The sequence below is a fragment of the Mesobacillus boroniphilus genome (genome assembly GCF_018424685.1).
GTDB classification, from domain to species: Bacteria; Bacillota; Bacilli; order Bacillales; family Cytobacillaceae; genus Mesobacillus; species Mesobacillus boroniphilus_A.
This window is the reverse complement of the sequence record NZ_QTKX01000002.1, coordinates 189,244-215,472: the sequence shown is the minus strand read 5'-3', so window position 1 is coordinate 215,472 and position 26,229 is coordinate 189,244. Positions and strand designations below refer to the sequence as shown.

At 44.7% G+C, this 26,229-nt stretch carries 25 protein-coding genes; 4 read left to right on the top strand and 21 right to left on the bottom strand.

From position 1 onward, the window contains the following. Positions 1–219: 219 nt before the first annotated feature. The 3 genes from DYI25_RS14110 to DYI25_RS14100 form a co-directional block, all read right to left on the bottom strand. Entirely contained in the window at positions 220–1,263 is a 1,044-nt protein-coding gene (locus tag DYI25_RS14110; RefSeq protein ID WP_213369965.1) for an L-threonylcarbamoyladenylate synthase, read from the bottom strand. Between the two features lie 142 nt (positions 1,264–1,405). Beyond that, positions 1,406–1,849 (bottom strand): GNAT family N-acetyltransferase, encoded by a 444-nt coding sequence (locus DYI25_RS14105; protein ID WP_213369963.1) that lies wholly within the window; start codon positions 1,847–1,849, stop codon positions 1,406–1,408. A 151-nt stretch (positions 1,850–2,000) separates the two neighbouring features. After that, on the bottom strand, positions 2,001–2,384 hold the full coding sequence (locus DYI25_RS14100; RefSeq protein WP_213369962.1) for a KGG domain-containing protein: 384 nt from the start codon (positions 2,382–2,384) through the stop codon (positions 2,001–2,003). A 304-nt stretch (positions 2,385–2,688) separates the two neighbouring features. Between DYI25_RS14100 and DYI25_RS14095 the strand changes: the two genes are divergently transcribed. Further along, positions 2,689–3,066: a globin gene (locus DYI25_RS14095; protein ID WP_213369960.1), complete on the top strand. Its 378-nt coding sequence runs from the start codon at positions 2,689–2,691 to the stop codon at positions 3,064–3,066. 10 nt (positions 3,067–3,076) lie between these two features. Continuing rightward, positions 3,077–3,421 carry a cupin domain-containing protein gene (locus tag DYI25_RS14090; RefSeq protein ID WP_342032523.1) on the top strand — a complete coding sequence of 115 codons (345 nt, stop codon included), beginning with the start codon at positions 3,077–3,079 and terminating at the stop codon, positions 3,419–3,421. Between the two features lie 279 nt (positions 3,422–3,700). Here the strand turns inward: DYI25_RS14090 and spoIIR are convergent, their stop codons facing one another. The 5 genes from spoIIR to DYI25_RS14065 all read right to left on the bottom strand — a co-directional run bounded on the left by spoIIR (position 3,701) and on the right by DYI25_RS14065 (position 8,260). After that, entirely contained in the window at positions 3,701–4,402 is a 702-nt protein-coding gene (spoIIR, locus tag DYI25_RS14085) for a stage II sporulation protein R (RefSeq protein ID WP_213371199.1), read from the bottom strand. A 116-nt stretch (positions 4,403–4,518) separates the two neighbouring features. Further along, entirely contained in the window at positions 4,519–5,382 is an 864-nt protein-coding gene (gene prmC / locus DYI25_RS14080; RefSeq protein WP_249745455.1) for a peptide chain release factor N(5)-glutamine methyltransferase, read from the bottom strand. After that, positions 5,375–6,448: a peptide chain release factor 1 gene (gene prfA, locus DYI25_RS14075; protein WP_213369957.1), complete on the bottom strand. Its 1,074-nt coding sequence runs from the start codon at positions 6,446–6,448 to the stop codon at positions 5,375–5,377. The genes prmC and prfA overlap by 8 nt, the downstream gene beginning before the upstream one ends. A gap of 460 nt (positions 6,449–6,908) precedes the next feature. Continuing rightward, complete coding sequence (locus tag DYI25_RS14070; RefSeq protein WP_213369955.1) at positions 6,909–7,358, bottom strand: hypothetical protein; 450 nt, start codon at positions 7,356–7,358, stop codon at positions 6,909–6,911. A 281-nt stretch (positions 7,359–7,639) separates the two neighbouring features. Then, positions 7,640–8,260: a thymidine kinase gene (locus DYI25_RS14065; protein ID WP_213369953.1), complete on the bottom strand. Its 621-nt coding sequence runs from the start codon at positions 8,258–8,260 to the stop codon at positions 7,640–7,642. Between the two features lie 136 nt (positions 8,261–8,396). Between DYI25_RS14065 and DYI25_RS14060 the strand changes: the two genes are divergently transcribed. Beyond that, entirely contained in the window at positions 8,397–8,567 is a 171-nt protein-coding gene (locus tag DYI25_RS14060) for a hypothetical protein (protein ID WP_213369951.1), read from the top strand. 285 nt (positions 8,568–8,852) lie between these two features. Here the strand turns inward: DYI25_RS14060 and rpmE are convergent, their stop codons facing one another. The 7 genes from rpmE to DYI25_RS14025 all read right to left on the bottom strand — a co-directional run bounded on the left by rpmE (position 8,853) and on the right by DYI25_RS14025 (position 16,180). Next, entirely contained in the window at positions 8,853–9,068 is a 216-nt protein-coding gene (gene rpmE, locus DYI25_RS14055; RefSeq protein WP_213369949.1) for a 50S ribosomal protein L31, read from the bottom strand. A gap of 143 nt (positions 9,069–9,211) precedes the next feature. After that, a complete protein-coding gene (rho, locus tag DYI25_RS14050; protein ID WP_213369947.1) occupies positions 9,212–10,483 on the bottom strand; it encodes a transcription termination factor Rho in 1,272 nt (423 codons plus the stop codon). 286 nt (positions 10,484–10,769) lie between these two features. Beyond that, the gene (gene glpX / locus DYI25_RS14045) at positions 10,770–11,732 is read right to left on the bottom strand and encodes a class II fructose-bisphosphatase (RefSeq protein ID WP_213369945.1); all 963 of its coding nucleotides are present in this window, start codon (positions 11,730–11,732) and stop codon (positions 10,770–10,772) included. Positions 11,733–11,984: 252 nt separating this feature from the next. Further along, a complete protein-coding gene (locus tag DYI25_RS14040; RefSeq protein ID WP_213369943.1) occupies positions 11,985–13,271 on the bottom strand; it encodes a UDP-N-acetylglucosamine 1-carboxyvinyltransferase in 1,287 nt (428 codons plus the stop codon). A 628-nt stretch (positions 13,272–13,899) separates the two neighbouring features. Continuing rightward, positions 13,900–14,547, bottom strand: a complete 648-nt coding sequence (gene fsa / locus DYI25_RS14035) for a fructose-6-phosphate aldolase (RefSeq protein ID WP_192471833.1) — start codon at positions 14,545–14,547, stop codon at positions 13,900–13,902. A 99-nt stretch (positions 14,548–14,646) separates the two neighbouring features. Then, on the bottom strand, positions 14,647–15,504 hold the full coding sequence (locus DYI25_RS14030) for a class II fructose-bisphosphate aldolase (RefSeq protein ID WP_213369941.1): 858 nt from the start codon (positions 15,502–15,504) through the stop codon (positions 14,647–14,649). A gap of 307 nt (positions 15,505–15,811) precedes the next feature. Further along, positions 15,812–16,180, bottom strand: a complete 369-nt coding sequence (locus DYI25_RS14025; protein ID WP_041964634.1) for a response regulator — start codon at positions 16,178–16,180, stop codon at positions 15,812–15,814. Positions 16,181–16,379: 199 nt separating this feature from the next. Here DYI25_RS14025 and DYI25_RS14020 point away from each other — a divergent pair, with 199 nt between their 5' ends. Beyond that, on the top strand, positions 16,380–16,898 hold the full coding sequence (locus DYI25_RS14020; RefSeq protein ID WP_213369939.1) for a DUF2529 domain-containing protein: 519 nt from the start codon (positions 16,380–16,382) through the stop codon (positions 16,896–16,898). A gap of 430 nt (positions 16,899–17,328) precedes the next feature. Here the strand turns inward: DYI25_RS14020 and DYI25_RS14015 are convergent, their stop codons facing one another. From DYI25_RS14015 to DYI25_RS13990, 6 genes are all read right to left on the bottom strand, one after another. After that, positions 17,329–18,930, bottom strand: a complete 1,602-nt coding sequence (locus DYI25_RS14015; RefSeq protein ID WP_213369937.1) for a CTP synthase — start codon at positions 18,928–18,930, stop codon at positions 17,329–17,331. A 263-nt stretch (positions 18,931–19,193) separates the two neighbouring features. Continuing rightward, positions 19,194–19,754: a DNA-directed RNA polymerase subunit delta gene (gene rpoE, locus DYI25_RS14010; protein ID WP_213369935.1), complete on the bottom strand. Its 561-nt coding sequence runs from the start codon at positions 19,752–19,754 to the stop codon at positions 19,194–19,196. Between the two features lie 117 nt (positions 19,755–19,871). Beyond that, the gene (locus DYI25_RS14005) at positions 19,872–20,078 is read right to left on the bottom strand and encodes a hypothetical protein (RefSeq protein WP_213371302.1); all 207 of its coding nucleotides are present in this window, start codon (positions 20,076–20,078) and stop codon (positions 19,872–19,874) included. A 352-nt stretch (positions 20,079–20,430) separates the two neighbouring features. Beyond that, complete coding sequence (gene icmF, locus DYI25_RS14000; protein WP_213371195.1) at positions 20,431–23,691, bottom strand: fused isobutyryl-CoA mutase/GTPase IcmF; 3,261 nt, start codon at positions 23,689–23,691, stop codon at positions 20,431–20,433. Positions 23,692–23,693: 2 nt separating this feature from the next. Further along, on the bottom strand, positions 23,694–24,347 hold the full coding sequence (locus DYI25_RS13995) for a TetR/AcrR family transcriptional regulator (protein WP_213371192.1): 654 nt from the start codon (positions 24,345–24,347) through the stop codon (positions 23,694–23,696). 18 nt (positions 24,348–24,365) lie between these two features. Beyond that, positions 24,366–25,505 (bottom strand): acyl-CoA dehydrogenase, encoded by a 1,140-nt coding sequence (locus DYI25_RS13990; RefSeq protein ID WP_213369933.1) that lies wholly within the window; start codon positions 25,503–25,505, stop codon positions 24,366–24,368. Between the last annotated feature and the right edge of the window lie 724 nt (positions 25,506–26,229).

The following is a 26,229-nucleotide window of genomic DNA, read 5'->3' as shown; positions in this document are numbered from 1 at the left end:
TGGTATTAAATTCTGTTCAACTTGTATTAAATTCTGTTCAACTTGTATTAAATTGTGGCTAACCGGTATTATATCGCTTTCAACTGGTATTTAATCGTGTCCAACCGGTATTATAACGATCTCAACTGGTATTAAAACTCGAATAGCGATGTTGACACTTCTAGAACCACCCTCAATATAAAAAGCACTTCAACAACTGAAGCGCTTCTCTGTAAAATATTATTTTTCGATTATTGGCAGTCCCGATGCCTTTGACAGCCGATTCATGATTGCCTGTCCTACGCCGTGTTCGGGGAAAATTTCGCCGTAAATGATATCGAGGTCTTCCTGGTTAAAGGCTCGGAGTGTATCATAGAGTGCTTCAGCGACTGTTTCCAGTTTCGCTCTTTCACCACAGGCTATCACAATATCGGCGTCATAAAACTCTTTGTTTTCCTTTGTTGTCATCACGCCGACTTTCAGGCCTTCCACCCGCTTTTCATTGACCATCTGCTGGATTTTTTCTCTTGTTCCATCAACCAGATAGAAAGGCGCATTCGGCGCATAGTGCCGATATTTCATCCCAGGGGATTTTGGCGCATGGTTGGAATCCTTCAGTGCCGGATCTACGGAGACTTGACCGATTACTTCTTCCAGCTGCTCCTTCGTTACGCCGCCTGGCCTTAAAATCGCCGGTATCTCACCGGTGCAATCGACAACTGTGGATTCAAGGCCGACACCGGTCGCTCCGCCATTAACAATCCCTGCAATCCTGCCAGTCAAATCATCCGCAACGTGGTTCGCAGTCGTGGGACTCGGCTTTCCTGATAGGTTTGCGCTCGGGGCCGCTAGCGGCAAGCCTGAGGCTTCGATAAGCGCCAGTGCTACTGGATGATCGGGCATTCTGACTGCAACTGTGGGTAATCCGGCAGTTGCTTTTTCAGAAAGTGCTCCATCCTTTTTTTCCAGAATAATCGTCAACGGACCAGGCCAAAAAGCATCCATCAGAACTGCTGCCTGATCGGGGATTTCTTTTACAAAAGAATGAATCTGTTCACGATTAGCGATATGGATGATCAACGGGTTATCCCCAGGTCTTCCTTTTGCTTCGAATATTTTCAAGACGGCTTCATCGCTTTCTGCGTTGCCACCGAGGCCATAAACCGTTTCTGTCGGAAAAGCTACTACTTCATTTTGCTTCAGTTTTTGTGCAGCTTCGATGATTTGTGGATATGTTTTTAAATTATCCACATTCTTATCCACTGTCCAAATTTGTGTTTGCATGTACATCCACCTTTTACTTCTCGCTATACTAGTCTATTTCTATGAAAGTATAAAAGAAGAATCATGCGAACACAAGTTTTTATCCACAAATTGTGTATAATTCTAACGAAACAGTGGATAACTTTGTGGATTAATCCACAATTCACAGAATTATTTTCATAATTGCGGAGTTATCCACAGTTAGAACTTGTTTTAAATGACTTTTTTCCAAAAGAGACTCTGGAAGCTCGGATTGGTTTACCATTTCGAATCCCAGGCCGCTAAAAAAAGAAACCGCACTCATCTTGTTAGTAACCAGATAAAGCTCGTCTAACTCCTGATTTTTCGCTGTCAGAAATGCCCGTTTAAACAGAAGCATCAAATCAGGCTGGCCAATTTGCGGGGAAACGACAAATGAGCGAAGCAAACCAACGTTATCGACTGGCTCTACACCGAGGCAGGCTTTAAGCTCCCCTTCCTGGTTTTCCATCAGGGAAAAATTTTCGATTGAGTCATTCAATCCTTCCGGGCTTACTCCCGCCTCTGTCAAAAAAGCCTCCAACTTTGGTAGATCCTCTTTATTCGCACTTCTGATTTTCCATGTCATATCTTTCACCTCAAAAATAAGATTCTACTAAATGGATATGATAGAAGATAAAAAGTAGAACCTAATTCTTGATAGAAAAAGAAAACACGGCAGCCTTCATTTTAAATGAAAGCTGCCGTGCATCTTTTAATTCCTGGCTTTCTACGCCATTTTATTTGTTATTGTTGTTGCGGGCATTGCCGCCTTTTTCACCGATTTCTTCATAGAAGCTTCGGTCATGATTTTCAGAAGTCGCTTCTCCGCCTTTGCGGCCGATCTCCTGATAGAAGTTCTTGTCGTGGCTTTCAGATGTTGATTCGCCACCTTTTTTCCCGATTTCCTGGTAGAATTCGCTGTCATGGCTCTCAGCAGTAGCCTCTCCGCCTTTGCGGCCAATTTCCTGATAGAAATCTTGATCGTGATTGTTCGAAGTTGCTTCGCCGCCTTTACGGCCGATTTCCTGATAGAATTCGCTGCCATGGTTTTGGCTTGTAGCTTCGCCGCCCATGCGTCCTCGTTCTTCACGTGACATCTTATCATTATTGTTTTTAGCCATTTTACTCATCCTCCTTGAAATCTAAGTTTTGATGTTACACTACTTTGAATATCCGGTATCTCCCACCCTAAAACTAGTATCAAGGGAATGTAATGTGCTTGTTTAAGTAATGTAATATTTTTGGAAATTCTAACGGGCATTTTACCTCTTTTACCATGTATTTCTTAAGAGAAGCTAGCTAATGTTTCCCAGCTTCTCATAGTGAAAAATTCATAAGTGAGTGATTTCGGTCACTATCCTGGCTGTTTTATATGTTTATAATAAAATCATCAATTGAAAACCTTTCTCAAAAAGGGGGAACAGCATGGAAATAAAAACAATATACGAAAAGATTGGCGGCGACGAATCTATCCGGAAAATCGTCGATACTTTTTATCCAAAGGTTTACGAAAATGAGGAGCTCAGCCCATTGTTTGATGGCGATATGGATGAGATCAAGCGGAAACAGTGGATGTTTCTCACACAGCTAACCGGCGGAGGTGCGCTTTACAGCGAGGAATTTGGACCGCCGAATATGAGAGTGCGGCATATGGCCTTCGAAATCACGCCGGTGCGCGCCCAGGCTTGGCTGAAGCTGATGCATGAAACACTGACGGAAACGGGTTTGATTGAAACCGAGGGTGGAAAGGCCCTGTTCGAGCGATTGAGTCAGATTGCACCCATCATGATCAACAAACAATAAGGAGGAATTTATGATGGAAAAACAGTCATTAAAACAATTCCAGGAATTTAGCGAAGAGCGTTTTTCTAAGAGGATTGTCTTCAAAAAGGGCGAGAGCACAGTATTCCTTTTGAACTTTATGCCAGGGCAGGAGCTGCCAAAGCACACACATCCAGGTACTGAAGTGTTCATTTTAACGATGCAGGGTGAAGGTACTTTCACTATTGACGGTGAGGAAGTAGTGGCTGCAGTGAACGAAACCGTCCATGTGAGCGGAACGGAAGAACTCGCCTATAAAAATACCGGGTCAGAGCCAGTTACACTTTACGTGATGCTCAACAAGATTCTGGATGAGAGATTTGCGCAGAATATTTAATAAGAGCACGAGCTTGAAACCTCTCGATAGATAAGCACAAACATGAGCAGAATATCCTCACCTGGACGAATTATTCGATAATGTGGTCGAATAAATTCAAAATGTGGTCGAAATATTTATAAATCCGCCAAAATATTTCAAAATGTGGTCGAAATATCCGAAAATGTGGTCGAATAAATTATCTACGGGAACAAAGTATCCTCATCTGGATCGATATATTACCCGATTTAATTAAAAATCTTCTAAAAACAGCCCCTGCGGTATGCGTAGGGGCTGTTTTTATCCGAAAATTCGATTCCAAATCTCAACGAGGAAGAATGTTACCTCAACTTCTTCTTCTTCGCCGCCTTCATATACTGTTTTTTTGCCTTTTTTACTATCTTTTTTCTCATCATCAAGCTTGGCATCTGCTGACTTGTCTTCAGCGTCCGCTTTTACATCGCCTTTATCATCGTTTCCGTCGAAGCCTTCGCTTGTTGCTTCTCCGTTTGAGAAGTCAAGGAAGCATAGTGGCGGATAAAGTACACACCACCAGTTTGCGCCTTCGCCTTCACCAATCGTAATCAAGATTGCCTCGTACTCACCTGCCGGATAGAGGAACTGCCCATATAACTTAGTTGGAAACTGCACTTTGTCAAACTCGGTTTTTACCGATTCGTTTGATCCTTGTGATGCCACGATATTTTCAGCAATGGCCTGGATTTCTGGAAGCTTCGATTTGATTACACTTCTAGCCGCTTCAATCGAAGTCAGTTCCTGAACCCATTTGGTGATTTCTTTGTTCACTTCGTCGCGGATCAAGCGTTTGATATTCTGGTCCTTTTCAAGATCGCTGTCGGCGAGGATCCTCAGACGGATCGCCTCGTTCGGGATTACCATTGCTTCCTTCGCTGTCACTTCATTTTTTGGTGTATATAAACTTAAAATAGTACCTGCACATAATAAGAATATGTATAAAATAGCGGCTGATTTTTTCATCATCATCATCTTTCGCACCGTCCCTTCACTACTAGTCACAGTGTGGACAGTTTGATAGATTCTTAAACTAGTAATTTTGAAAAAAAATAAAGGCCCCGACTAAGCGGGCCCTTCTCAGTCTATACTATTTCAGCAAACACCATTCGGTCCTTGCCATTTATATCAAAAACAACCTCAACCTTGGCATGCGGAAAAGTTTTTTTCAGAAGCGCACGGACTGCTTCTCCCTGGCCGGCGCCGATTTCAAACCCAACTAAGGCTTTCTCCTTCAATACAAGCGGCAGTTCTTCCATAAACCGGCGATACAGGTCCAGTCCATCCTCACCTGCAAAAAGCGCCATATGCGGCTCATGTTCCTTCACGATATCAGACATCCATTCCTGGTCCGCAACCGGAATATATGGCGGGTTCGAGATGACGGCATCTACTTTTTTTTCCTGTAAAATGAGCGGCTGCAGCAGGTCGCCCTGGATAAATTCGATTTCTGCGCCAAGCTCGCTGGCATTTTTCCTGGCCATCTCGAGGGCATCGCCGGATAGGTCGGTTGCTGTTACATTCAAAACTGGTTTTTCCAGCTTCAACGTTATTGATATTGCCCCGCTGCCGGTCCCGACATCGACAAGGTCAATTTGATCACTCTCCGGAAAAAGCCTGTCCAGTCGCTGAAGCGTCCCATACACAAGTTCTTCCGTCTCCGGCCGAGGAATCAGCACATGTTCATTCACAAGGAAACGGCGGCCGTAAAATTCCTCACTGCCAATGATATATTGGATCGGCTCGCCAGCAGCATGCCTTTTTACAGCAGCCTGGAACTCAGTCCAGACCTCCCCATCCAGTTCGTCTCGCATCATAGCGAGCATTGACGTGCGGGACAGGCCGGAATAGTGCCTCAACAAAAGCTCACCGGCGAACTCCTCACGATTATGTTCTTTTAAAAAAGAAGAAGCCCAGTTGAGGGCTTCAAATATTTTCACATTAGTCATTGTTCGCACTCTCAAGTCTTTGAGACTGGTCTTCCATAATTAGCGCTTCGACGATTTCATCCATCTTGCCCTGAAGAATCTGGTCAAGCTTTTGGATGGTCAAGCCGATACGGTGGTCGGTCACGCGGTTTTGCGGGAAGTTGTACGTACGGATCCGCTCTGAGCGATCGCCTGTACCTACAGCTGATTTACGGACCTGGTCATACTCAGCCTGTGCTTCCTGCTGGAACTTGTCATAGACACGGGCGCGAAGTACCTTCATCGCCTTATCTTTGTTCTTGTGCTGTGATTTTTCATCCTGGCACGATACGACGATTCCTGTTGGAATATGCGTCAGACGTACAGCTGACATTGTCGTGTTAACAGACTGTCCGCCAGCGCCGCTCGATGCAAAGGCATCAAAGCGGATGTCTTTGTCATGCAGCTCGATTTCAACTTCTTCAGCTTCAGGAAGACATGCAACGGTAGCTGTTGAAGTATGGATACGGCCGCCTGATTCCGTTTCCGGAACACGCTGGACGCGGTGCGCGCCGTTTTCAAACTTCATTTTAGAATAAGCGCCATTACCATTGATCATGAAGATGATTTCCTTAAAACCGCCTACGCCAGTCGTGCTGGCATCGATGATCTCCGTTTTCCATCCCTGTGATTCAGCATAGCGGCTGTACATCCTGTAAAGGTCACCGGCAAATAAAGCAGCTTCATCGCCGCCTGCAGCTCCACGGATTTCCATGATTACGTTCTTGTCATCATTAGGGTCTTTAGGAATAAGAAGAATCTTGATTTGCGCTTCGAGCTCTTCAATGCGCGGTTCAAGCTCAGAGATTTCTTCCTTTACCATCTCGCGCATCTCTGCATCGAGCTTATCCTCGAGCATCGCTTTCGCATCTGTCAACTGCTCTTTAACTTCCTTATATTCACGATAAGCCATAACTGTTTCCTGGATGTCAGACTGCTCCTTGGAATACTCGCGGAGCTTTTTCGAATCATTGACAACTTCAGGGTCACTCAATAGCTCATTCAATCTTTCATAACGATCCTCAACTGCTTGAAGACGATCAAACACGGACATTCACCTCTATTTTAATATCCTTGCAAATGGATTAAAAAGTTCTATTTACTCTATTCTTACCTGTGTATTTCCGCAACAGGTTTGGTAATTCAATATGAATGATTACATAGCATAACATTCTAATTATAGTATAGGTGACACCCTCAGTCAAAGCCATTGTGAATATAAAAGCGCAAGCGCCTTGGTCAGCCCCGCCAAGCGCTGGAGGGCCTGCCAGCGAAGTCGCTCTTTGACTTCATTGGCAGGACCGAAGCGTCTCGAGGAGTTTTGAGCCGCAGCTAGACAAGCGCCTCGAGGGGCTAGGCGCTGGAGCTAGACACTAATCAAAGTAAAAAAAAACTGTCAAAAAAGGTAGAAAAGCGCAAGTGCCCTGGGCAGCCTAACTAACACAACATATGTATAACGGGAAAAAGCATGCCCTTTTTTACGAGCATGCTGTGGCGCTTAAAAACTATTATTCAATATCAACGTTAACATCGTAGCGTGGCAATGCTCTTGTCAGCTTCTCCTGCAGTGTCTTTTGGGCATTTTCCCGGTCTTTTCTGGTAACTCGTCCTTGAAGTTGTGCGGTTACGTTCATTTTGCCGCCGTTGATCCAGATGGAGCCTGGCTCATAGCCTGCATCAGAAATGACGTCTTTCGCTTTTTGGACATCCTGGGAAAAACTATAGTGGTTTTCGTTATCGGTATTCAGCAAATTCGGGTTCTGATCGGTCATTGTCATGCCATCATCGAGATCCCTCGTGAAATTCGGGCCATCTCCTTCGCGGACACCGTCATCTTCTCTATTAAGGTCCACGCCAGCCTGGTCTTCATTCTTGTCATAGACTGAATCTGTATTATCCTGGCCACATCCTGAAACGATAACCATCGCAAGCACAAGCAACATGAGTAATTTTTTCAAATTATGGCACCTCCCGTTGATAGGTTGCCCTTTGGAGGTATCAGCCATGCATCCAAGCAGATGTATGCATATTCTAAATTTTTAAAATGGACCTTTTTTAGAGAAATAAGCTGCTGGAAAAATTATTCTCTTAATCAAATCGGATAATTGCCCGAAGATAGCTAATGATCTTTCCATGTTCAGCAATAATTGCCCCAAAAAGACGGATAATCGTGCCGTCGTCCATATATAGGAAAAATTCCATAAAAAAAATCCCCCCGCTCACGGGAGGATCAAAACATTTATGTTAAGCTTTCAGTCGTCTTATCGATTTTAAGCTCATTCGGTGATTTTGGTACTTCATGATGGTGTCTGCATCGTGGTTCGTAGGATTCGGATGCACCAACGAGAATCACTGGATCATCATAAGAGGCTGGCTTGCCGTTGATCAAGCGCTGGGTACGGCTTGATGGCGATCCACATACCGCACACACAGCCTGAAGCTTGGTCACATTTTCGGCAACAGCCATCAATGCAGGCATCTGGCCGAATGGCTCGCCGCGGAAATCCTGGTCAAGGCCGGCAACGATGACGCGGTAGCCGCTGTCTGCAAGATGCTGGATCACCTGTAGGATTTCATTGTCAAAAAATTGTACCTCATCGATGGCAATTACATCGATATCAGGGTTGATATGTTTGAAAATATCAGTAGAGTGGGCAATAGGCTTTGCAGTAACTGCAGTTCCGTTGTGTGATACAACCGATTCTTCGCTGTAGCGGTTATCAATCGCAGGCTTGAATACAGCAATTTTTTGCTTGGCAAATTGAGTTCTGCGCACGCGGCGGATCAGTTCTTCGGATTTACCGGAAAACATGCTGCCGCAGATCAATTCAATCCAACCGCTTTGTTTCATAACGTACATGGTCGGCCTCTCCTTCCTCGCTGGACAAATTAGATAGCGAAAGCGCCTTGCTCAGCCCCGACAAGCGCTGCCCGACAAAAACGCCACGTCCTGTGGCTGTCGGGTATGCACTTCCTGTGCCGCAGAGGGCCGACAGGTGAAGTCTTTCTTTGACTTCATCGGGCGGACCGAAGCGACTCGAGCTGCTCAAAGCTATCGCTTCTCGCAAGATACTCGAGGATGTTTAATCAGGGATGAAAACTGGCTAGGCGCTGTAGCTGGACTTCTAGCAAAGGTTGATACATATAACTTTAACCTTACTAGGTAAGCTTTTTTCGTATTTTTACGGCTTCTCGATGCCATAAAGGTACGAAAAAAGCCTGGTTAAAAGTTCGACACTTTTTTTCAGCTTTTTCCATTATAACAAAAAATAACGCCGAATCCAGACACAAAAATAAAGTTCGCAAAATTAAATTATATATATATGTACCCCAAAGTACACTTCATTATAGATTGGGTATTTAGAGAGATTTTTCGGACCAAAGACTCGAAAAATGCAAAATAAAAAACAGGCAAGTCACAATGCTTCTTGCCTGTTTTTTTAATTCTTTTATTACTCTTGTTCTTGACCTTTAAGGCCGTATTTTTTGTTGAAACGGTCAACACGTCCGCCAGCTTCAGCGAATTTTTGACGTCCAGTATAGAAAGGATGGCACTCAGAGCAAGTTTCAACGCGAATCTCGTTCTTTACAGAACCAGTTTCAAATTCGTTACCGCAAGCACAAGTCACCTTAACTGTTTTGTAGTTTGGATGAATTCCTGATTTCATTCTTTTCATCTCCTTCCGCCCTGAATCATATCCGAAACAGAGTTATAATCAACGGATATACCGTTATTGGAAAAACACACTGACCTCATTATAACAAGTCCAACTATATATTTCAAGTCGGTTTTTATGCCCATTATCTGGAATTAAGAGCGTTTGTTATTACTCTTCATTTCCTCGCCAAGAACGGCGAAAAAGTCTTCGTTGGACTTGGACAGCCTTAGCTTGCGCAGGAATTTTTCCGCGAAATCAGGCGAGTCCGACATCGATTTACGAATTGCCCACAGTTTATCCAGATGGTCTTTAGGTATAAGAAGTTCTTCTTTACGAGTTCCCGATCTGCGGATGTCGATCGCTGGGAAGATTCTTCTTTCAGCAAGAGAGCGGTCAAGGTGAAGCTCCATATTTCCTGTTCCCTTGAACTCTTCATAGATGACATCATCCATGCGTGATCCTGTATCAACAAGTGCAGTCGCAAGGATCGTCAAGCTGCCGCCTTCCTCGATATTACGTGCAGCACCGAAAAAGCGCTTCGGACGGTGGAATGCCGCAGGGTCAATACCGCCTGACAATGTACGTCCGCTTGGCGGGATGACAAGATTGTATGCACGTGCAAGACGAGTAATGCTGTCCATCAGGATGATGACGTCACGCTTGTGCTCAACAAGGCGCATTGCACGCTCAAGCACAAGCTCAGCAACCTTGATGTGGTTTTCAGGTACTTCGTCAAAAGTTGAGCTGACAACATCGCCGGCAACAGAACGTTCGATATCTGTTACCTCTTCCGGACGCTCATCGATCAAAAGAACGATGAGTTCTGCATCCGGATGATTCGTAGTGATGCTGTTAGCAATTTCTTTGATTAGCATCGTTTTACCAGCCTTTGGCGGAGCGACAATCAAACCGCGCTGTCCGAAGCCGACAGGTGCTAGGACATCCATGATTCTGGTCGACACTTTGTTATGAGTCGTTTCCAGCTTCATCTGGCGATCAGGATACAGCGGCGTCAAACCCGGGAAGTGAACCCTTTCCTTCGCCGATTCAGGGTCATCTCCATTGACTGCCTCTACCTGGAGCAATCCGAAATAACGTTCATTCTCTTTAGGAGGACGGACTTTACCCGATACTTTATCCCCGTTCCTTAAATCAAAACGGCGGATCTGCGATGCCGAGATATAGATGTCCTCAGAGCTTGGCGAGTAATTGATCGGGCGCAGGAAACCAAAGCCTTCAGATTGGATGATTTCCAGGACACCTTCCATGAAAAAATAGCCCTGCTGTTCCGCACGCGCTTTTAAAATAGCAAAAATAAGTTCTTTTTTTGACAACTTGCTGTAGTAAGAGACTTTATATTCCTTTGCCAGTTCATAAAGCTCTTTCAATTTCATATTTTCCAAGCTTGAAATATTTACTTCCATAATGTCACCACGCCTTAAAATATTTCGATTTCCCCCATAAAAAAATGTATTAGAATATCAGCGTATGGATGGAAAAAGAAGAAATGAGTTACCTTTGAAGGTTGTAAGAAGGAATTAATGAAGGTATACAACTGCTTTATGTTCATTCTAATCTTAAAACAATTTTCATTTTACCCTTAAATAGGAAAAATAATCAATCATTTTATTTAATAGCTCCCTTTACCTAAAGAATGCGGTTAAGGGAGCTTGTTTGTAAGGGTTTGCAGTTCATTTTAAAAAAATATGATTATTTCATTACTAGGTGAGGCTTTTTCTTCAGGCTGTGCTGTCCTTCAATGAAGCGGACTGTGCCAGATTTAGCGCGCATGACAACCGAATGAGTTGAGCCGTAAGAGCCTTTGAATTGAACTCCTTTAAGTAACTCACCATCGGTTACGCCTGTTGCTGCGAAAATTGCATCTTCGCCACGGACGAAATCTTCCATAAGGAGGACTTTATTGACATCGATGCCCATTTTTTTGCAGCGCTCGAGCTCTGCATCATTTTGCGGAAGCAATCTACCCTGAATTTCGCCGCCGAGGCTTTTCAGAGCTACCGCTGCAATCACACCCTCAGGTGCTCCGCCTGAACCGAACAGGATATCCACGCCTGTAAAATCAAACGCCGTATTGATTGCGCCTGCTACATCTCCATCATTGATCAATTTGATCCTTGCTCCTGCATCACGAAGCTGGGCAATAATATGCTCATGGCGCGGTCGGTTCAATACCGTAGCCACAACATCTTCAATATCCTTGTTCTTCGCTTTTGCCACTGCCTTCAGATTATCAAGAACGGAAGCATTAATATCGACCATCCCTACTGCTTCAGGACCTACCGCAAGTTTATCCATGTACATGTCAGGCGCGTGAAGCAGGTTACCGTTATCTGCCACCGCAAGGACTGCAAGAGCATTCCAGCCGCCAGACGCTACAATGTTCGTTCCCTCCAAAGGATCGACAGCAACATCCAAACGCGGACCATAGCCTGTCCCAAGCTTTTCACCGATATACAGCATCGGTGCTTCGTCCATTTCCCCTTCGCCGATTACGACTGTGCCTTTCATCGGGATGGTATCAAACACATCTCTCATTGCCGACGTTGCAGCATCGTCAGCTTCGTCTTTTTTACCGCGTCCCATCCAGCGGGCTGAAGCAAGCGCAGCAGCCTCTGTCACGCGGACAAGCTCCATTGTTAAGCTACGTTCCATATGATCATCCCCTAATCATGAAAGGGGCTAATGCTCACCGAAAAGGTATAACTTTCAATCCCTTCATATCAGTCCTTTCCATAAATCAGAACTCTCCTCGTTGCCGATTATGTCTACGGAACTGCTTAGGAAGCGAAACTTTCATGCAGCCACAGATGACGGCTCGAAAGTCAAATAGGTTATACTGTAATGCGATCCAGATAAGCATTAGCGCCATTATTTGTATTGTACAGCTCTATTGTACTATACTTTTTATGATTTTTTTACTTCTTCTTGCTCTTCAGAGGTCATATCCTCACGCCAAATCGTGGCACCGAGACCATTGAGCTTTTCAACAATATGGCTGTAACCGCGGTCTATATGGTCGACACCAGTGATTTCGGTGACGCCTTCCGCCATCAGTCCTGCAATGACAAGCGCCGCTCCGGCACGGAGGTCACTGGCCTTCACTTTAGCTCCCTGAAGCTTGACCGGTCCGCTGATGATCGCCGATCTGCCCTCGACTTTAATATTGGCGTTCATTCTTCTAAGCTCATCAATATGCTTGAAGCGGGCGCCGTAAATTGTATCTGTCACGACGCTTGATCCTTCTACCTTCGTGAGGAGCGTTGTAAATGGCTGTTGCAGATCAGTTGGGAATCCAGGGTATACGAGCGTTTTGATATCCACAGCTTTATATTTGTCTGCCGGTCCAACAAAAATTTGCTCATCGCTAGCTTCGATATGGACTCCCATTTCCTTCAGCTTGGCCACAAGCGACTCGATATGCTGCGGAATGACATTATCAATCGTCACACCATCACCAATGGCTGCACCAAGAATCAGATATGTTCCAGCCTCGATCCGGTCAGGAATGATTGTGTGACGGCAGCCGTGAAGCTCGTCGACACCATCGATTCGGATCACATCTGTACCGGCACCCTTGATTTTCGCTCCCATATTGGTGAGCAATGTCGCTACATCAATGATTTCCGGCTCTTTTGCGGCGTTTTCAATGATTGTACGCCCTTTTGCACGGACAGCGGCGAGCATAATATTGATCGTCGCTCCTACACTTACGACGTCAAGATAAATCCTGGCACCACGAAGCTCGTCGGCACGCAAGTAGATTGCGCCCTGTTCGTTTGTCACGCTGGCACCAAGCGCTTCGAAACCTTTTATATGCTGGTCAATCGGCCTTGGGCCCAAATGGCAGCCGCCTGGCAGTCCGATGACAGCCTTTTTGAAACGGCCCAGCATCGCTCCCATTAAATAGTATGAAGCTCGCAGCTTTTTCACTTTTCCATTCGGCAAAGGCATGGAAATCATGGAAGACGGATCCACCGTCATTTCATTGTTAGAGAATTCAACAGAACCGCCGATCTCCTCCATCAAGTCCTTGAGCATATGAACATCGGAAATATCCGGCAAACCTTCAATGGTCACAGGCGATTCAGCTAAAATCGTTGCTGGGATCAAGGCCACTGCACTGTTTTTTGCACCGCTGACCCGAACAGTCCCTTTTAAAGGATAGCCGCCTGCAATCTTAAGCTTTTCCATTTTTGACTCCCTTCTAAGCCGTGATGTATTAAGGTCAAGCTGGAGATGCAAACAATTTACAGCTAAGACCGATATAGGCTCTACTTAGATTTAATTACCGAAATCAATAAGGAACATTTTTCCATTAAAAATACTCAGATTCCGGGAGTTTTCTATTCCTTTAGTTTACACGATATTCCTAATTTCATGTAATAAAATGCAAAAAAGTTTAAATTGGGTAAAAGTTCCTAAACTTACTTGGCCTCGTCGGCCAAAACTATATTTCTGTTGAACAAATACTAGACTTTTCAATGGCTCTGTTAACCAAGGCTGTTGATCTTCGTTCCATGCGCTTCGCTTTCCGCGGGAAGAATTATGAAAAAGCCCAACTGCCGGCTTTTTCAAAGAGCAATTTCTTCCTTGGGGCTGGCGGTGAGCCTCCTCGTCGTTTCACTCCTGCGGGGTCTCACCTGTCCAGACGATTCCGCAGGACTTTGAATAGGCTTCGTCGAATTCACCCACGCACGATGGAAATGCGTTAGCATTTTCGGAGGAGTCTACGCTCCTTCCACTACGAACAACAGGACTCAAAAAATCAATTGGGTGATAACAGAGCCATAAAATAAGTCAAATCATAAGACAAGAAATATTACTGTCCGCGTGATTCCCAGTCTTTCAGGAATGCTTCAATCCCTTTATCGGTCAGTGGGTGATTAAACATTTGCTGGATGACTTTGTATGGTACGGTTGCGATATGTGCTCCTCTTAGTGCTGCGTCTGTTACGTGCTGTGGGTGGCGGATGGACGCGGCGATGATTTCTGTGTCGATTCCGTGGATTGTGAAGATATCGGCAATCGTTGAAATCAGGTCGAGTCCGTTATGGCCGATATCATCCAGGCGGCCAAGGAACGGGGAAACATATGTAGCTCCCGCTCTAGCTGCGAGCAAAGCTTGGTTCGCGCTGAAGACCAATGTTACATTTGTCTTGATTCCCTCTTTTGAGAATACAGAAACGGCCTTCAACCCTTCTGGAGTCATCGGAACCTTGATCGTGATGTTTGGAGCGATGGCAGCAAGCTCTTTCCCCTCTTTAATCATGCCTTCTGCATCAAGTGCGATGACTTCTGCGCTGACAGAACCAGGAACTAGTTCAGTGATTTCCTTCAAGCGATCTTCAAACTTTACATTCTTCTCTTTTGCTACGAGCGATGGGTTCGTTGTGACACCAGATAAAATCCCAAGAGTGTATGCCTCGCGAATTTCTTCCATATTCGCAGTATCGATAAAAAACTTCATTTGTAAACGCCTCCGGTCGACAAAATTTTCAATCATATATAAATGGATAAAAACCGCCTTGATGTAAGGCGGTTTTATTATATCAAACTTTTATTGCTTTTACGCTTTGTTGGAAGAACCGAATTCGCGCATTTTGCCGATTACAGTTTCCTTGATTGCGTCACGAGCTGGTCCAAGGTATTTACGTGGATCGTACTCGTTAGGCTTTTCAGCCAATACCTGGCGCACAACTTTAGCTGAAGCAATTTGGTTTTCAGTATTAACGTTGACTTTAGCTGTACCGAAAGAGATAGCTTTCTGGATATCTTTTGTAGGGATTCCAGTGCCGCCGTGCAATACTAATGGTACGCCTGCAGTCTTGTTGATTTCTTCCATTTCTTTGAAACCAAGGTTCGGTTCGCCTTTGTAAGGGCCGTGAACAGATCCCAAAGCAGGAGCCAGGCAGTCGATGCCAGTGCGCTGAACAAGTTCTTCACACTCTTTAGGATCAGCATAGATAACTCCGTCAGCAACGACGTCATCTTCCTGTCCGCCAACTACTCCTAATTCAGCCTCAACAGAAACACCTTTTGAATGAGCGTATTCTACAACCTTTGAAGTGATTTCAATGTTCTCTTCGAAAGGACCATGTGAAGCATCGATCATAACAGATGTGAATCCTGCGTCAATTGCTTCTTTACATTTCTCAAAGCTTGAACCATGGTCTAAGTGAATTGCTACAGGAACTGTTGTTTTGTAGTCCTCCATCAATCCTTCTACCATTTTCACTACTGTTTTGAAGCCGCCCATGTAACGTGCAGCACCTTCAGAAACACCAAGGATAACTGGCGATTTTTCAGCTTCAGCAGCCTGAAGGATCGCTTGAGTAAATTCAAGGTTATTTAAGTTAAATTGCCCTACAGCGTAGCTTTCCGCATTCGCTTTTTTCAGCATTTCAGTCATTGAAACTAAAGGCATATTTTTTCCTCCTTCGTTATGATCAATCTTCTTTTTGACTATGCTACCATTTTAAAGGTTTTCCTTCTCTGCTTTTGATTATGTACCCGAGAAGGCATTCATCAAAACGAATTGATCCTGTGGAATTCATAAGTATCATACCAAAAGAAAATCAGAATTACCATTGTTCAAGCCCTGTTTTTACAAGTGTCATAAAAATGCTATAAAGCAAACGTTACCAATAATTTAACTAGTCTGTAAATTCTGTTTTTAAAAGGAAATGCCCTCCGAAAAGTTCGAGAGGACATTTCTATGTAAGCTGTATAAATTAAGAAACGGTTTGCGAATATTTTTTCACTGCTGCGCGGATGTCGTCGATATCGAATGGTTTTGCGAAGTGGGTCAGCGCACCCAAATCCATGGCTTCCTGAATCATATCCAGTTCGCCGTAAGCGGTCATGATGATGACGCGGATATCAGGGTCGATCACTTTCATCCTTTTTAAAATTTCAATTCCATCCATACCAGGAATCTTCATGTCCAAGAGAACTAAATCCGGTGGATGCTTTTTAACGATATCCAGGGCCTGGACGCCATTTGCAGCTTGATACGTTTGATAACCTTCTTTTTGCAGCACTTCATTAAGTAGAATTCTGATGCCAAACTGGTCGTCAACAATTAGTATTTTTTCTTTCATGCCGCCTCTTCCCCCTAATAAATGTAGTATATTGTTAAATGAGTTAGTACAGGAAACGGTTTCGTCTTATCCCCATTTACACAATTCGTTAAAAAGCTTGAAATTCCTCCCATATTTTCAAACTTATTTTTCGACAGATGCTTTTTCAATCCCATTGTAGTACTTTATAATCAATATTGGCAAAAATGGAGGTGCTTTTATGTTAAAAATGTTTTCGACACAGCTGACAGGTTTGTTCAACAGACTTCAGGAAAAAGAAGAATTTTCGATCGAGGATGGAGCGCGCCTGCTGGCACAAGCTGCAGCTGGTGAGGGAACTGTGTATATTTTTGGTGCGAAGGAGATGCAGGCGGTAGCACTTGAAGCGGTCTATGGCGAGGAACCATTACAATCTGCTGCGATTTTAACAGAGGATGTCGAGCTCGAGGCTGCTGATCGAGTTCTGATTGTAAGCAGATATGCAGACGACAAAGAGGCTGTTGAAGCAGCGCGTGAATTACAGGAAAAAGGAATTCCATTTGTAGCAATCTCCACGATCCGAGGTGATGATGGCGCAAGCCTGGATACTATGGCTGACGTGCATATTGATTTAAGGTTGAAAAAAGGACTTCTTCCTGACGAAATGGGCAACAGAGTCGGCTATCCTTCTTCCATCGTCGCATTATACATTTACTTCGGCTTGAAGTTCACTATTGAGGAAATTTTAGAGGAGTACTAACTGAGCTAAGTGCCCAATTGGTATTATCACTAGGGTAACCAGATTAAAGCCCAGTCACCTGGTACTATCTCTTGCTCAACCGGTATTAAAACTCTTTAACAGGTATTTTAATTGCGGTAACTAATATTAAACCCACGGGAACTGGTATCAACGCAGAATCATCGGCCAAGCCCTTTTTAAAGGCTGTTTTCGTAAAGATTGTTGTTAAAATCCTAAAGCCAATTTTAACGTAATAGAACGCCTTTTGTAGTTCGATATTAAGTTTGCATGCTCTTTTCTCATAACAAGAGGCTACTTTGGGAGGAAAAATAGTTCATTCACTCCTATTTTGTAATCAATAGCAACAAAGTTTGAGAAAAGAGCCTTTTTAAAAAACCATATACGCAAAAAAGCCGGTGATTTCACCGGCTTTTTCCTATTTCCACACCAATTACTTACTTGACTTGATCGATGCTTCAATGAAGTCCCTGAATAATGGCTGCGGGCGTGTCGGCCTTGATGTGAATTCCGGGTGGAACTGGGATGCCAGGAACCATGGGTGATCTTTTAGTTCGATGATTTCTACCAGGCGGCCATCCGGGCTTGTACCAGAGAAGATGAATCCTTCTTTTTCCATTGCCTGACGATATTCATTGTTGAACTCATAACGGTGGCGGTGGCGCTCATAAACCAAATCATCACCATAAGCGGCAAATGCTTTTGTATCTTCACCAAGCTTACATGGATATAGTCCAAGGCGAAGTGTTCCTCCAAGGTCTTCGATATCCTTCTGTTCTGGAAGAAGGTCGATGATTGGATATGGCGTGTTTGGCAAAATCTCAGCAGAGTGAGCATCTTTTAAGCCGAGAACATTGCGAGCGAATTCAACTGTTGCCAGCTGCATGCCAAGGCAAATGCCGAAGAATGGAACTTTGTTCTCACGCGCGTATTGCGTTGCAAGGATCTTTCCTTCAATGCCGCGGTCACCGAACCCACCAGGAACAAGGATTCCGTCCACGTCATTCAGCAATTCAACCACATTTTCTTCTGTTACTTCTTCAGAGTTAATCCACTTGATCTCAATATCGCTGTCAAATGCATAACCTGCGTGCTTCAATGATTCTACAACTGAAATGTATGCGTCTTGAAGCTCCACATATTTACCGACAAGCGCAATTTTTGTTTTACCGGAAAGGTGTGTAACCTTTTCAACTAGCGCATTCCACTCTGTCATGTCCGCCTCTCCGCAATCAAGCTTGAAGTGGTCACATACAAGCTGGTCCATCTTTTGTGCCTGCAATGCCAACGGAATGGAATATAGTGTATCAGCATCAGCTGCTTCAATTACCGCTTCCTTATCGATGTCACAGAAAAGGGCGATCTTGTCCTTCATGTCCTGTGAAATCGGCATTTCGGTACGAAGAACGATGATGTTTGGCTGGATACCAAGGCTGCGAAGTTCTTTTACGCTATGCTGTGTTGGTTTTGTCTTCATTTCACCGGCTGCCTTGATGTAAGGGACCAATGTACAGTGGACGTACATCACATTGTCGCGGCCAACATCATTCTTGATTTGGCGGATTGCTTCAAGGAAGGGCAGGGATTCAATATCCCCTACTGTTCCGCCGATTTCAGTGATGACTACATCTGCGCCCGTTTCTTTCCCGGCACGGAAAACCTTGTCTTTGATTTCATTCGTAATATGTGGAATAACCTGTACTGTTCCGCCCAGGTAGTCACCGCGGCGTTCTTTTTTCAAGACAGTCGAATAGATTTTCCCTGTCGTCACATTAGAGTACTTATTAAGATTAATATCGATGAAACGCTCGTAGTGGCCAAGGTCCAGATCCGTTTCAGCGCCGTCATCTGTAACAAATACTTCACCGTGCTGGTAAGGGCTCATTGTCCCAGGGTCCACGTTGATGTATGGATCGAATTTCTGGATCGTTACGTTCATACCCCTGTTTTTCAGCAATCTTCCAAGAGATGCTGCCGTGATCCCCTTACCTAATGACGAAACTACGCCGCCTGTTACAAAAATATACTTTGCCATTTGTGTAATCCCCCTCATCAAACAGTTTGTACAATATGTACCTGTTTAATTGATTTATTAATAAAATTTTTAACTATTTCATTGGTTTGCTTTTCACCATGCAAACCTATTTGATCGGGGGTTTCAGCTAGTTTGACAAAATAAAAAAAACGCCCCTCATACAAAGTATGGGGAGCGTTTTGTTGCTGTTTTACATAATCGTCCTTTTTTAAGGAGCCCAAAAAGTATTCTACAGCCGGTCCTAGTAAAAGTCAAGCTGTTAATTACAGTTCTTCGTCCTCATCCTCTTCGTCTTCGAGTGGAAGTTCTTCCTCTTCATCTTCTAACAACTCATCGTCGTCGTCGAAGTCATCCGTATCTTCAAGATCCTCGTCGAAGTCTTCATCATCGTCATCATCGAGAGCATCATCGTCGTCATCTTCATCGAATTCGTCGATTTCATCATCGAAGTCAAGATCTTCCTCATCGATTTCATCGAATTCATCAAGATCAAGGTCATCCTCATCGACAGCCTTCTTAGCCTTCTTCTTCTTCGGCTTGACTGTCGTGACATTATCTTCTTCGATTTGGTCAACAGGATACCAAACGCGCAGTCCCCAGCGGCCTTCACCCTGGGACATGAAACGTCCATCTATGTTTATATCTGTATAGAACTGAACCATTTTTTCATTTACATCAGCCTTGTCCAATTCCATGACCTTATTGATCTCTGCCATAAGTTCTTGGAATGTAATAGCCTGCTTTTTCTCTTTTAAAATTTCATAGGCAACTTCAATCATTGACATTTCTTGAAGCTCTTCTTTTGAGTATTGATTTAAACTCAATCTTCGCACTTCCTTTCTCTATTCCAGGCCTTACCCGGCCATGCGTCCGAAAACAAGGAAAATATCCCAGAATGCATATTCTACATTATAAACAAATTCTAAACCTTTATGCCAGTTTTATCTGTCCTTTTCTCGCCTTTTTTCGCTTTCATTTCTCTCTTTCCTGTTGCCAGCGTTTTTTCTTTTTTTAAGCTGGGTATAAGCCAGGAAAAAAAAGATGATCGAAAGAATGAAAAATGATATGGCCCCGAGCTGACGCTGATAAAGATAATACATTACTGCAGCTGCCATAACAGCTCCTGCCGATAATAACACCGATCTCACAAATTTCACATCCTGAAGTAGGTCGTATGTATTAGCTGATATCTAGATTATATAAGATTATTTGGTAAAAGATATGAAAAATTCTATAAAAGTTATTTTTGAACCAAATCTTATCTCATAAATGGGCTCTCTAAATAGAAGCTGGTTCCTAGCTATTAATGATTATTAATAGCTTAATGCTAGTTTACGAAAAGAGCATAACAAAATGCAAGATGGCTTATAGTTTTCCTACAAGCCACCTTGCCCAATCTAGATCCATTGCAAAAAGCTCTAAATGCCACGCCCTACTTTTATACACCATCGCTTTTGTTTTTAAACTATGCTTACTTCATTTTTTTGAAAAATCAATACCTTACATATTCCTGCGGAACTGGCCGCCTACTTCGTATAGTGCACGGGTAATTTGGCCAAGACTCGCATATTTTACAGTTTCCATCAGCTCTGCAAAGATATTGCCTCCGCTGACTGCTGTTTCTTTCAGGGTATTGAGTGCTTCTTCGGATTGATCTTTGTTTTTACCCTGGAAGGCTTCAAGATTGCGAATCTGGGTTTCTTTTTCCTCTTTCGTCGCACGCGCAAGCTCCATCTTGTCGATTTCTTCCTCGGATGGAGGATTTGGATTCAGGTATGTGTTCACACCGATGATCGGCAGCTCCCCTGAATGCTTCTTCATCTCATAGTACATCGACTCATCCTGGATTTTTCCGCGCTGGTACTGTGTTTCCATAGCACCTAGCACGCCTCCGCGGTCATTGATCCGTTCAAATTCCTGAAGGACTGCTTCCTCTACTAAATCTGTCAGCTCTTCAATGATGAAAGCACCCTGGAGCGGGTTCTCATTCTTTGTCAATCCGTGCTCCTTCGTGATGATCATCTGGATGGCCATCGCGCGGCGAACAGATTCCTCCGTTGGCGTTGTGATCGCTTCGTCATAAGCATTTGTATGAAGCGAGTTGCAGTTATCATGCAATGCCATCAATGCCTGTAGTGTCGTACGGATATCGTTAAAGTCAATTTCCTGTGCGTGCAGTGAACGTCCAGATGTCTGGATGTGATACTTCAGCTTCTGGCTGCGCTCATTTGCGCCATATTTGTTCTTCATGACAGTCGCCCAGATGCGGCGGGCAACTCGGCCAATCACTGAGTACTCAGGATCCAGACCGTTTGAGAAGAAGAAGCTCAGATTTGGCGCAAAATCATCGATGTTCATGCCTCTGCTTAAATAGTATTCAACGTACGTGAAGCCATTTGAAAGCGTGAACGCCAGCTGGGAAATCGGGTTCGCGCCTGCCTCGGCAATATGATAGCCGGAAATCGAAACAGAATAATAGTTTCGAACCTTCTCGTCGATAAAATATTGCTGGATGTCGCCCATCATTCTTAGCGCGAATTCAGTAGAGAAGATACAAGTATTCTGTCCCTGGTCTTCTTTTAAAATATCTGCCTGGACAGTTCCGCGTACTGTCTGGAGAGTCATTTCCTTCACTTGCACAAATTCTTCATCATTCAGCTTGCGGCCAAGCTCTTGTTCCTTCTTTTCCACCTGCTGTTCAATCGCTGTATTCATGAACATTGCCAGGATAATCGGTGCCGGTCCGTTGATTGTCATCGAAACAGATGTTGATGGATGGCAAAGGTCGAATCCTGCATACAGCTTTTTCATGTCATCAAGTGAACAAACGCTGACACCGCTCTCGCCGACCTTACCGTAAATGTCTGGACGGTAATCAGGATCTTCACCGTATAAAGTAACGGAGTCAAAAGCCGTACTCAAACGCTTTGCATTGTCGTCTTTGGACAAGTAATGGAAGCGGCGGTTCGTCCGTTCAGGTGTACCTTCACCAGCAAACTGGCGCTTTGGATCCTCACCTTCACGCTTGAACGGGAATACGCCAGCTGTATACGGGAAGCTTCCAGGTACGTTCTCAAGGTATACCCAGCGCAAAATTTCACCGTAATCCTTGTACCTCGGCAATGCCACTTTAGGGATGCTCAAACCTGAAAGACTTTTAGTCCTTAGCTCAGTGACTATTTCCTTATCGCGGATCTTCGTCACAAACTGGTCAGCACTATACTTTTCCTTGAGGGATTCCCAGTTTTCGAGAATATATTTGGATTCAGGAGTCAGCTTTTTCTCCACTTCTTCCTTTAACACCTGAAGTGAAGATAGTACTTCACTGTTCGTTTCACGTTCTTTTACCGCCTCGATTGTTCCTTCCAACTGAAACAATCTGCGGGCGAGATTTGCCTGCTCGGCAGCATGCTTATGATAGCCCCGGACTGTTTCAGAGATTTCGCGCAGGTAATAGCGTCGGTCATTCGGAATGATGACATTCTGTTTTTCCACTACTGCATCAGTAGAGAAAGGTGTCGTCCAATTCGTTCCTGCTTTTTCATTGATTTTATTGACCAATGCTGCAAAAAGTGCGTTCGTACCCGGGTCGTTAAACTGGCTTGCAATTGTTCCGTATACCGGCATTGCATCCAATTCTTTATCCCAAAGAAGATGGCTTCGCTGGTACTGCTTCTGTACCTGGCGCTTAGCGTCCTCAGAGCCTTTACGCTCAAATTTATTGATGACGATCAGGTCCGCATAATCGATCATATCGATTTTTTCAAGCTGTGACGGCGCTCCGAATTCACTCGTCATCACATACATTGAAACATCGCAAACGTCGGTGATTTCAGCATCACCCTGACCAATTCCACTCGTTTCAACGATGACCAAGTCAAAGCCAGCTGCTTTTACAACATCGATCGCATCCTTGATCGCAAGCGATAGTTCCGATTTCGACTTTCTTGTTGCAAGACTTCGCATATAAACGCGTGGAGAGAAGATCGCATTCATGCGGATACGGTCGCCAAGGAGTGCGCCGCCTGTTTTTTGTTTTGTAGGGTCTACTGATAAAATTGCTACCCTCTTTTCTGGAATCTCATTGATGAACCTTCTGATCAATTCGTCGGTCAATGAGCTTTTTCCCGCTCCGCCTGTACCCGTGATACCGACAATTGGAACGGATTTTGACATCGTCTTTACTTTTTCCATCAGTGTTTCAACAGCGGCTGCTGTTTCTTTTTCCGAACCGACATGCTGTTCGGCAAGCGTGATCAGCTTGGCAACGGCATTCGGGTCTCCGGCCTCAAGCTTTTCAATCTCCTCGACGCCTTCTGGAGTGACTGTCGGGAAATCACACTCCTTGATCATTTGCTCGATCATGCCGTTAAGGCCATATTTCCTGCCGTCTTCCGGTGAAAAAATGCGGGCAATGCCGTATTCATGAAGTTCTTTTATTTCCCGAGGAATGATGACGCCGCCGCCACCGCCATAAATGCGGATATGCGATGCCCCTTTTTCCTTCAAAAGATCGTACATATACTTGAAATATTCTACGTGACCACCCTGGTAGGAAGAAATTGCAATCCCCTGTGCATCCTCTTGGATCGCGGCATTTACGACCTCCTCAACGGAACGGTTGTGGCCAAGATGGATGACCTCGCCACCCATTGACTGGATGATCCTACGCATAATATTGATTGAGGCATCGTGGCCGTCAAACAAACTTGAAGCTGTCACAAAGCGAATATGGTTCTTTGGCTTATACATTTCCGGCATACTCATTTTGTTCCCCCTGTTCCTAATTTCATTTCCGACCCCTTTATCCCCTTGAAAAGCAGTTCGGTCTGCAGCTCTGTATACTCTTCTAGCGTATATAGCTTTCTTAACGCCCAGCGGCGGAATCCCCACATCTGCCCCTGGACGAAAATATCATGGGCAATGATTTTCACATGTTTTTCATCAAGATCCAGCTCGCCATTTTCGACGCAGCGCTGGATGACGTTCTCAAACATCGCCACCATTTCCATTTCTTTTTTCAGCACATATGGAAGGGCATCCTTTGTCAGCGACTTTACCTCCTGGTACATGACAAGCACTTCGTCCTGCAGGTCATCCATAACCTTGAAGTAGTTGGCGATCCCCACCCTCAGGCTCTCGAGCGTTCCCTGGTTCGTGTCGAGATTTTCCTGAAGGCGGTCGCGAACCTCGTCATAGATGCTGTCACAGACAAGGTAGAGCACATCTTCTTTCGTACGGATATATTCATAAAGGGTACCAATGCTAAAGCCTGAAGCCCGGGCAATCTCTCTGGTCGTCGTGCGGTGGAAGCCCTTCTGCTTGAAAAGGGTAACGGCCCCTTTAATCATCTGGTCGCGCCTTTTTTTCACAAGTCGCTCATCTTTTACCGACGCCTGCACTTCTCGCTTTTTCATCAATATCTACCCGCCTTGTTATTTCGTCAGCATCCTTGAGATAACGAGGCGCTGGATTTCCTGTGTTCCTTCATAGATTTGCGTGATTTTCGCGTCGCGCATGAAGCGTTCAACTGGATAATCCTTCGTGTATCCGTAGCCGCCGAATACCTGTACAGCTTCAGTTGTCACTTTCATCGCAGTGTCGCCGGCAAACAATTTGGACATCGCAGACTCCTTGCCGTATGGAAGACCTTCAGACTCTAGCCATGCCGCCTGGTAGGTTAATAGTCTTGAAGCCTCAACAGATGTAGCCATATCAGCAAGCTTGAAGCCAATTCCCTGATTCGCAACGATTGGCTTGCCGAATTGCTGGCGTTCTTTTGCGTAATCGACTGCTGCATCAAGTGCACCTTGTGCGATTCCAACTGCCTGGGCAGCGATTCCATTACGGCCGCCATCAAGCGTCATCATCGCGATTTTGAATCCCTCGCCAACTTCACCAAGGATGTTTTCCTTTGGCACGCGGCAGTCTTCAAAAATGATTTCTGTAGTAGGAGATGAACGGATGCCAAGTTTTTTCTCCTTCTTGCCGACCGAGAATCCAGGGAAGTCGCTTTCAACGATGAACGCCGTTGTTCCCTTATGCTTGCTTTCTGGGTCAGTCAATGCGAACACAACATAGATATCCGCTACACCGCCATTTGTTATGAAGATTTTTGATCCATTCAGTACATAATGGTCTCCGTCTTCTTTCGCAGTTGTTCTCATTGCACCAGCATCCGAACCGCTTCCTGGCTCAGTCAGGCCGTATGCACCGATACTTTTGCCTTCAGCCATTGGCCGCAAGTATTTTTGCTTCTGCTCTTCGTTTCCGAACTTGAAGATTGGCCAGCCAGCAAGTGATGTATGTGCCGACAGCATTACGCCTGTGGACGCACAAACACGGGATAATTCCTCAACTGCGATGCAGTATGCAAGATAATCAGAGCCAATTCCGCCGTACTCTTCAGGCCATGGAATACCAGTCAGGCCAAGCTCAGCCATCTTGTCAAAAATCTCGCGGTCAAAGCGTTCCTCTTCATCACGCTCTGCAGCAGTCGGAGCCACTTCATTCCTCGCAAAGTCGCGGACCATTTTTCGGATCATTTCATGCTCTTCGGATAATCGAAAATTCATTTTTGTTTCCTCCGTTACTGTTTATTTAATTTATATAGATAGCCGTTAAATTCGACTTGTTGGTGACCTTTTTTCGGTGTTACAATCTGAAAGCAGATCGTTATCTTGACAGCTTTTCTGCTTCCACTGCCTAACCTGTCACGATTCCCGGCTTTTCTTGACAGCTTTCCTGCTTTCACTGCCAAACCTGTCACGATTCCAGGCTTTTCTTGACAGCTTTCCGGCTTCCACAGCCAAACCTGTCACGATTACCAGTTTTTCTTGACAGCTTTCCGGCTTTCACTGCCCAACCTGTCACGATTCCGAGCTTTTCTTGACAGCTTTTCGGCTTCCACTGCCTAACCTGTCACGATTCCGAGCTTTTCTTGACAGCTTTTCTGCTTTCCCAGACCAACCTGTCACGATTCCGGGCTTTTCTTGACAGCTTTTCTGCTTTCCCAGACCAACCTGTCACGATTCCGGGCTTTTCTTGACAGCTTTTCTGCTTTCCCAGCCTAACCTGTCACTATTCCAGGCTTTTCTTGACAGCTTTCCTGCTGATACAGCTAAACCTGTCACGATTCCAGGCTTTTCTTGACAGCTTTTCTGCTTCCACTGCCTAACCTGTCACTATTCCGGGCTTTTCTTGACAGCTTTTCTGCTTTCCCAGACCAACCTGTCACTATTTCAGGCTTTTCTTGACAGCTTTTCTGATTTCCCGGCCCAAACTGTCACTATTCCGGGC

Excerpts from the sequence above, each read along its gene's own strand:
- DYI25_RS14110 (WP_213369965.1), bottom strand. The coding sequence starts at position 1,263 with ATGCAAACACAAATTTGGACAGTGGATAAGAATGTGGATAATTTAAAA.
- DYI25_RS14105 (WP_213369963.1), bottom strand. The coding sequence starts at position 1,849 with ATGACATGGAAAATCAGAAGTGCGAATAAAGAGGATCTACCAAAGTTG.
- DYI25_RS14100 (WP_213369962.1), bottom strand. The coding sequence starts at position 2,384 with ATGGCTAAAAACAATAATGATAAGATGTCACGTGAAGAACGAGGACGC.
- DYI25_RS14095 (WP_213369960.1), top strand. The coding sequence starts at position 2,689 with ATGGAAATAAAAACAATATACGAAAAGATTGGCGGCGACGAATCTATC.
- DYI25_RS14090 (WP_342032523.1), top strand. The coding sequence starts at position 3,077 with ATGATGGAAAAACAGTCATTAAAACAATTCCAGGAATTTAGCGAAGAG.
- spoIIR (WP_213371199.1), bottom strand. The coding sequence starts at position 4,402 with ATGATGAAAAAATCAGCCGCTATTTTATACATATTCTTATTATGTGCA.
- prmC (WP_249745455.1), bottom strand. The coding sequence starts at position 5,382 with ATGACTAATGTGAAAATATTTGAAGCCCTCAACTGGGCTTCTTCTTTT.
- DYI25_RS14065 (WP_213369953.1), bottom strand. The coding sequence starts at position 8,260 with ATGTACGTTATGAAACAAAGCGGTTGGATTGAATTGATCTGCGGCAGC.
- rpmE (WP_213369949.1), bottom strand. The coding sequence starts at position 9,068 with ATGAAATCAGGAATTCATCCAAACTACAAAACAGTTAAGGTGACTTGT.
- rho (WP_213369947.1), bottom strand. The coding sequence starts at position 10,483 with ATGGAAGTAAATATTTCAAGCTTGGAAAATATGAAATTGAAAGAGCTT.
- glpX (WP_213369945.1), bottom strand. The coding sequence starts at position 11,732 with ATGGAACGTAGCTTAACAATGGAGCTTGTCCGCGTGACAGAGGCTGCT.
- DYI25_RS14040 (WP_213369943.1), bottom strand. The coding sequence starts at position 13,271 with ATGGAAAAGCTTAAGATTGCAGGCGGCTATCCTTTAAAAGGGACTGTT.
- fsa (WP_192471833.1), bottom strand. The coding sequence starts at position 14,547 with ATGAAGTTTTTTATCGATACTGCGAATATGGAAGAAATTCGCGAGGCA.
- DYI25_RS14030 (WP_213369941.1), bottom strand. The coding sequence starts at position 15,504 with ATGCCTTTAGTTTCAATGACTGAAATGCTGAAAAAAGCGAATGCGGAA.
- DYI25_RS14025 (WP_041964634.1), bottom strand. The coding sequence starts at position 16,180 with ATGAAAGAAAAAATACTAATTGTTGACGACCAGTTTGGCATCAGAATT.
- DYI25_RS14020 (WP_213369939.1), top strand. The coding sequence starts at position 16,380 with ATGTTAAAAATGTTTTCGACACAGCTGACAGGTTTGTTCAACAGACTT.
- DYI25_RS14015 (WP_213369937.1), bottom strand. The coding sequence starts at position 18,930 with ATGGCAAAGTATATTTTTGTAACAGGCGGCGTAGTTTCGTCATTAGGT.
- icmF (WP_213371195.1), bottom strand. The coding sequence starts at position 23,691 with ATGCCGGAAATGTATAAGCCAAAGAACCATATTCGCTTTGTGACAGCT.
- DYI25_RS13995 (WP_213371192.1), bottom strand. The coding sequence starts at position 24,347 with ATGAAAAAGCGAGAAGTGCAGGCGTCGGTAAAAGATGAGCGACTTGTG.
- DYI25_RS13990 (WP_213369933.1), bottom strand. The coding sequence starts at position 25,505 with ATGAATTTTCGATTATCCGAAGAGCATGAAATGATCCGAAAAATGGTC.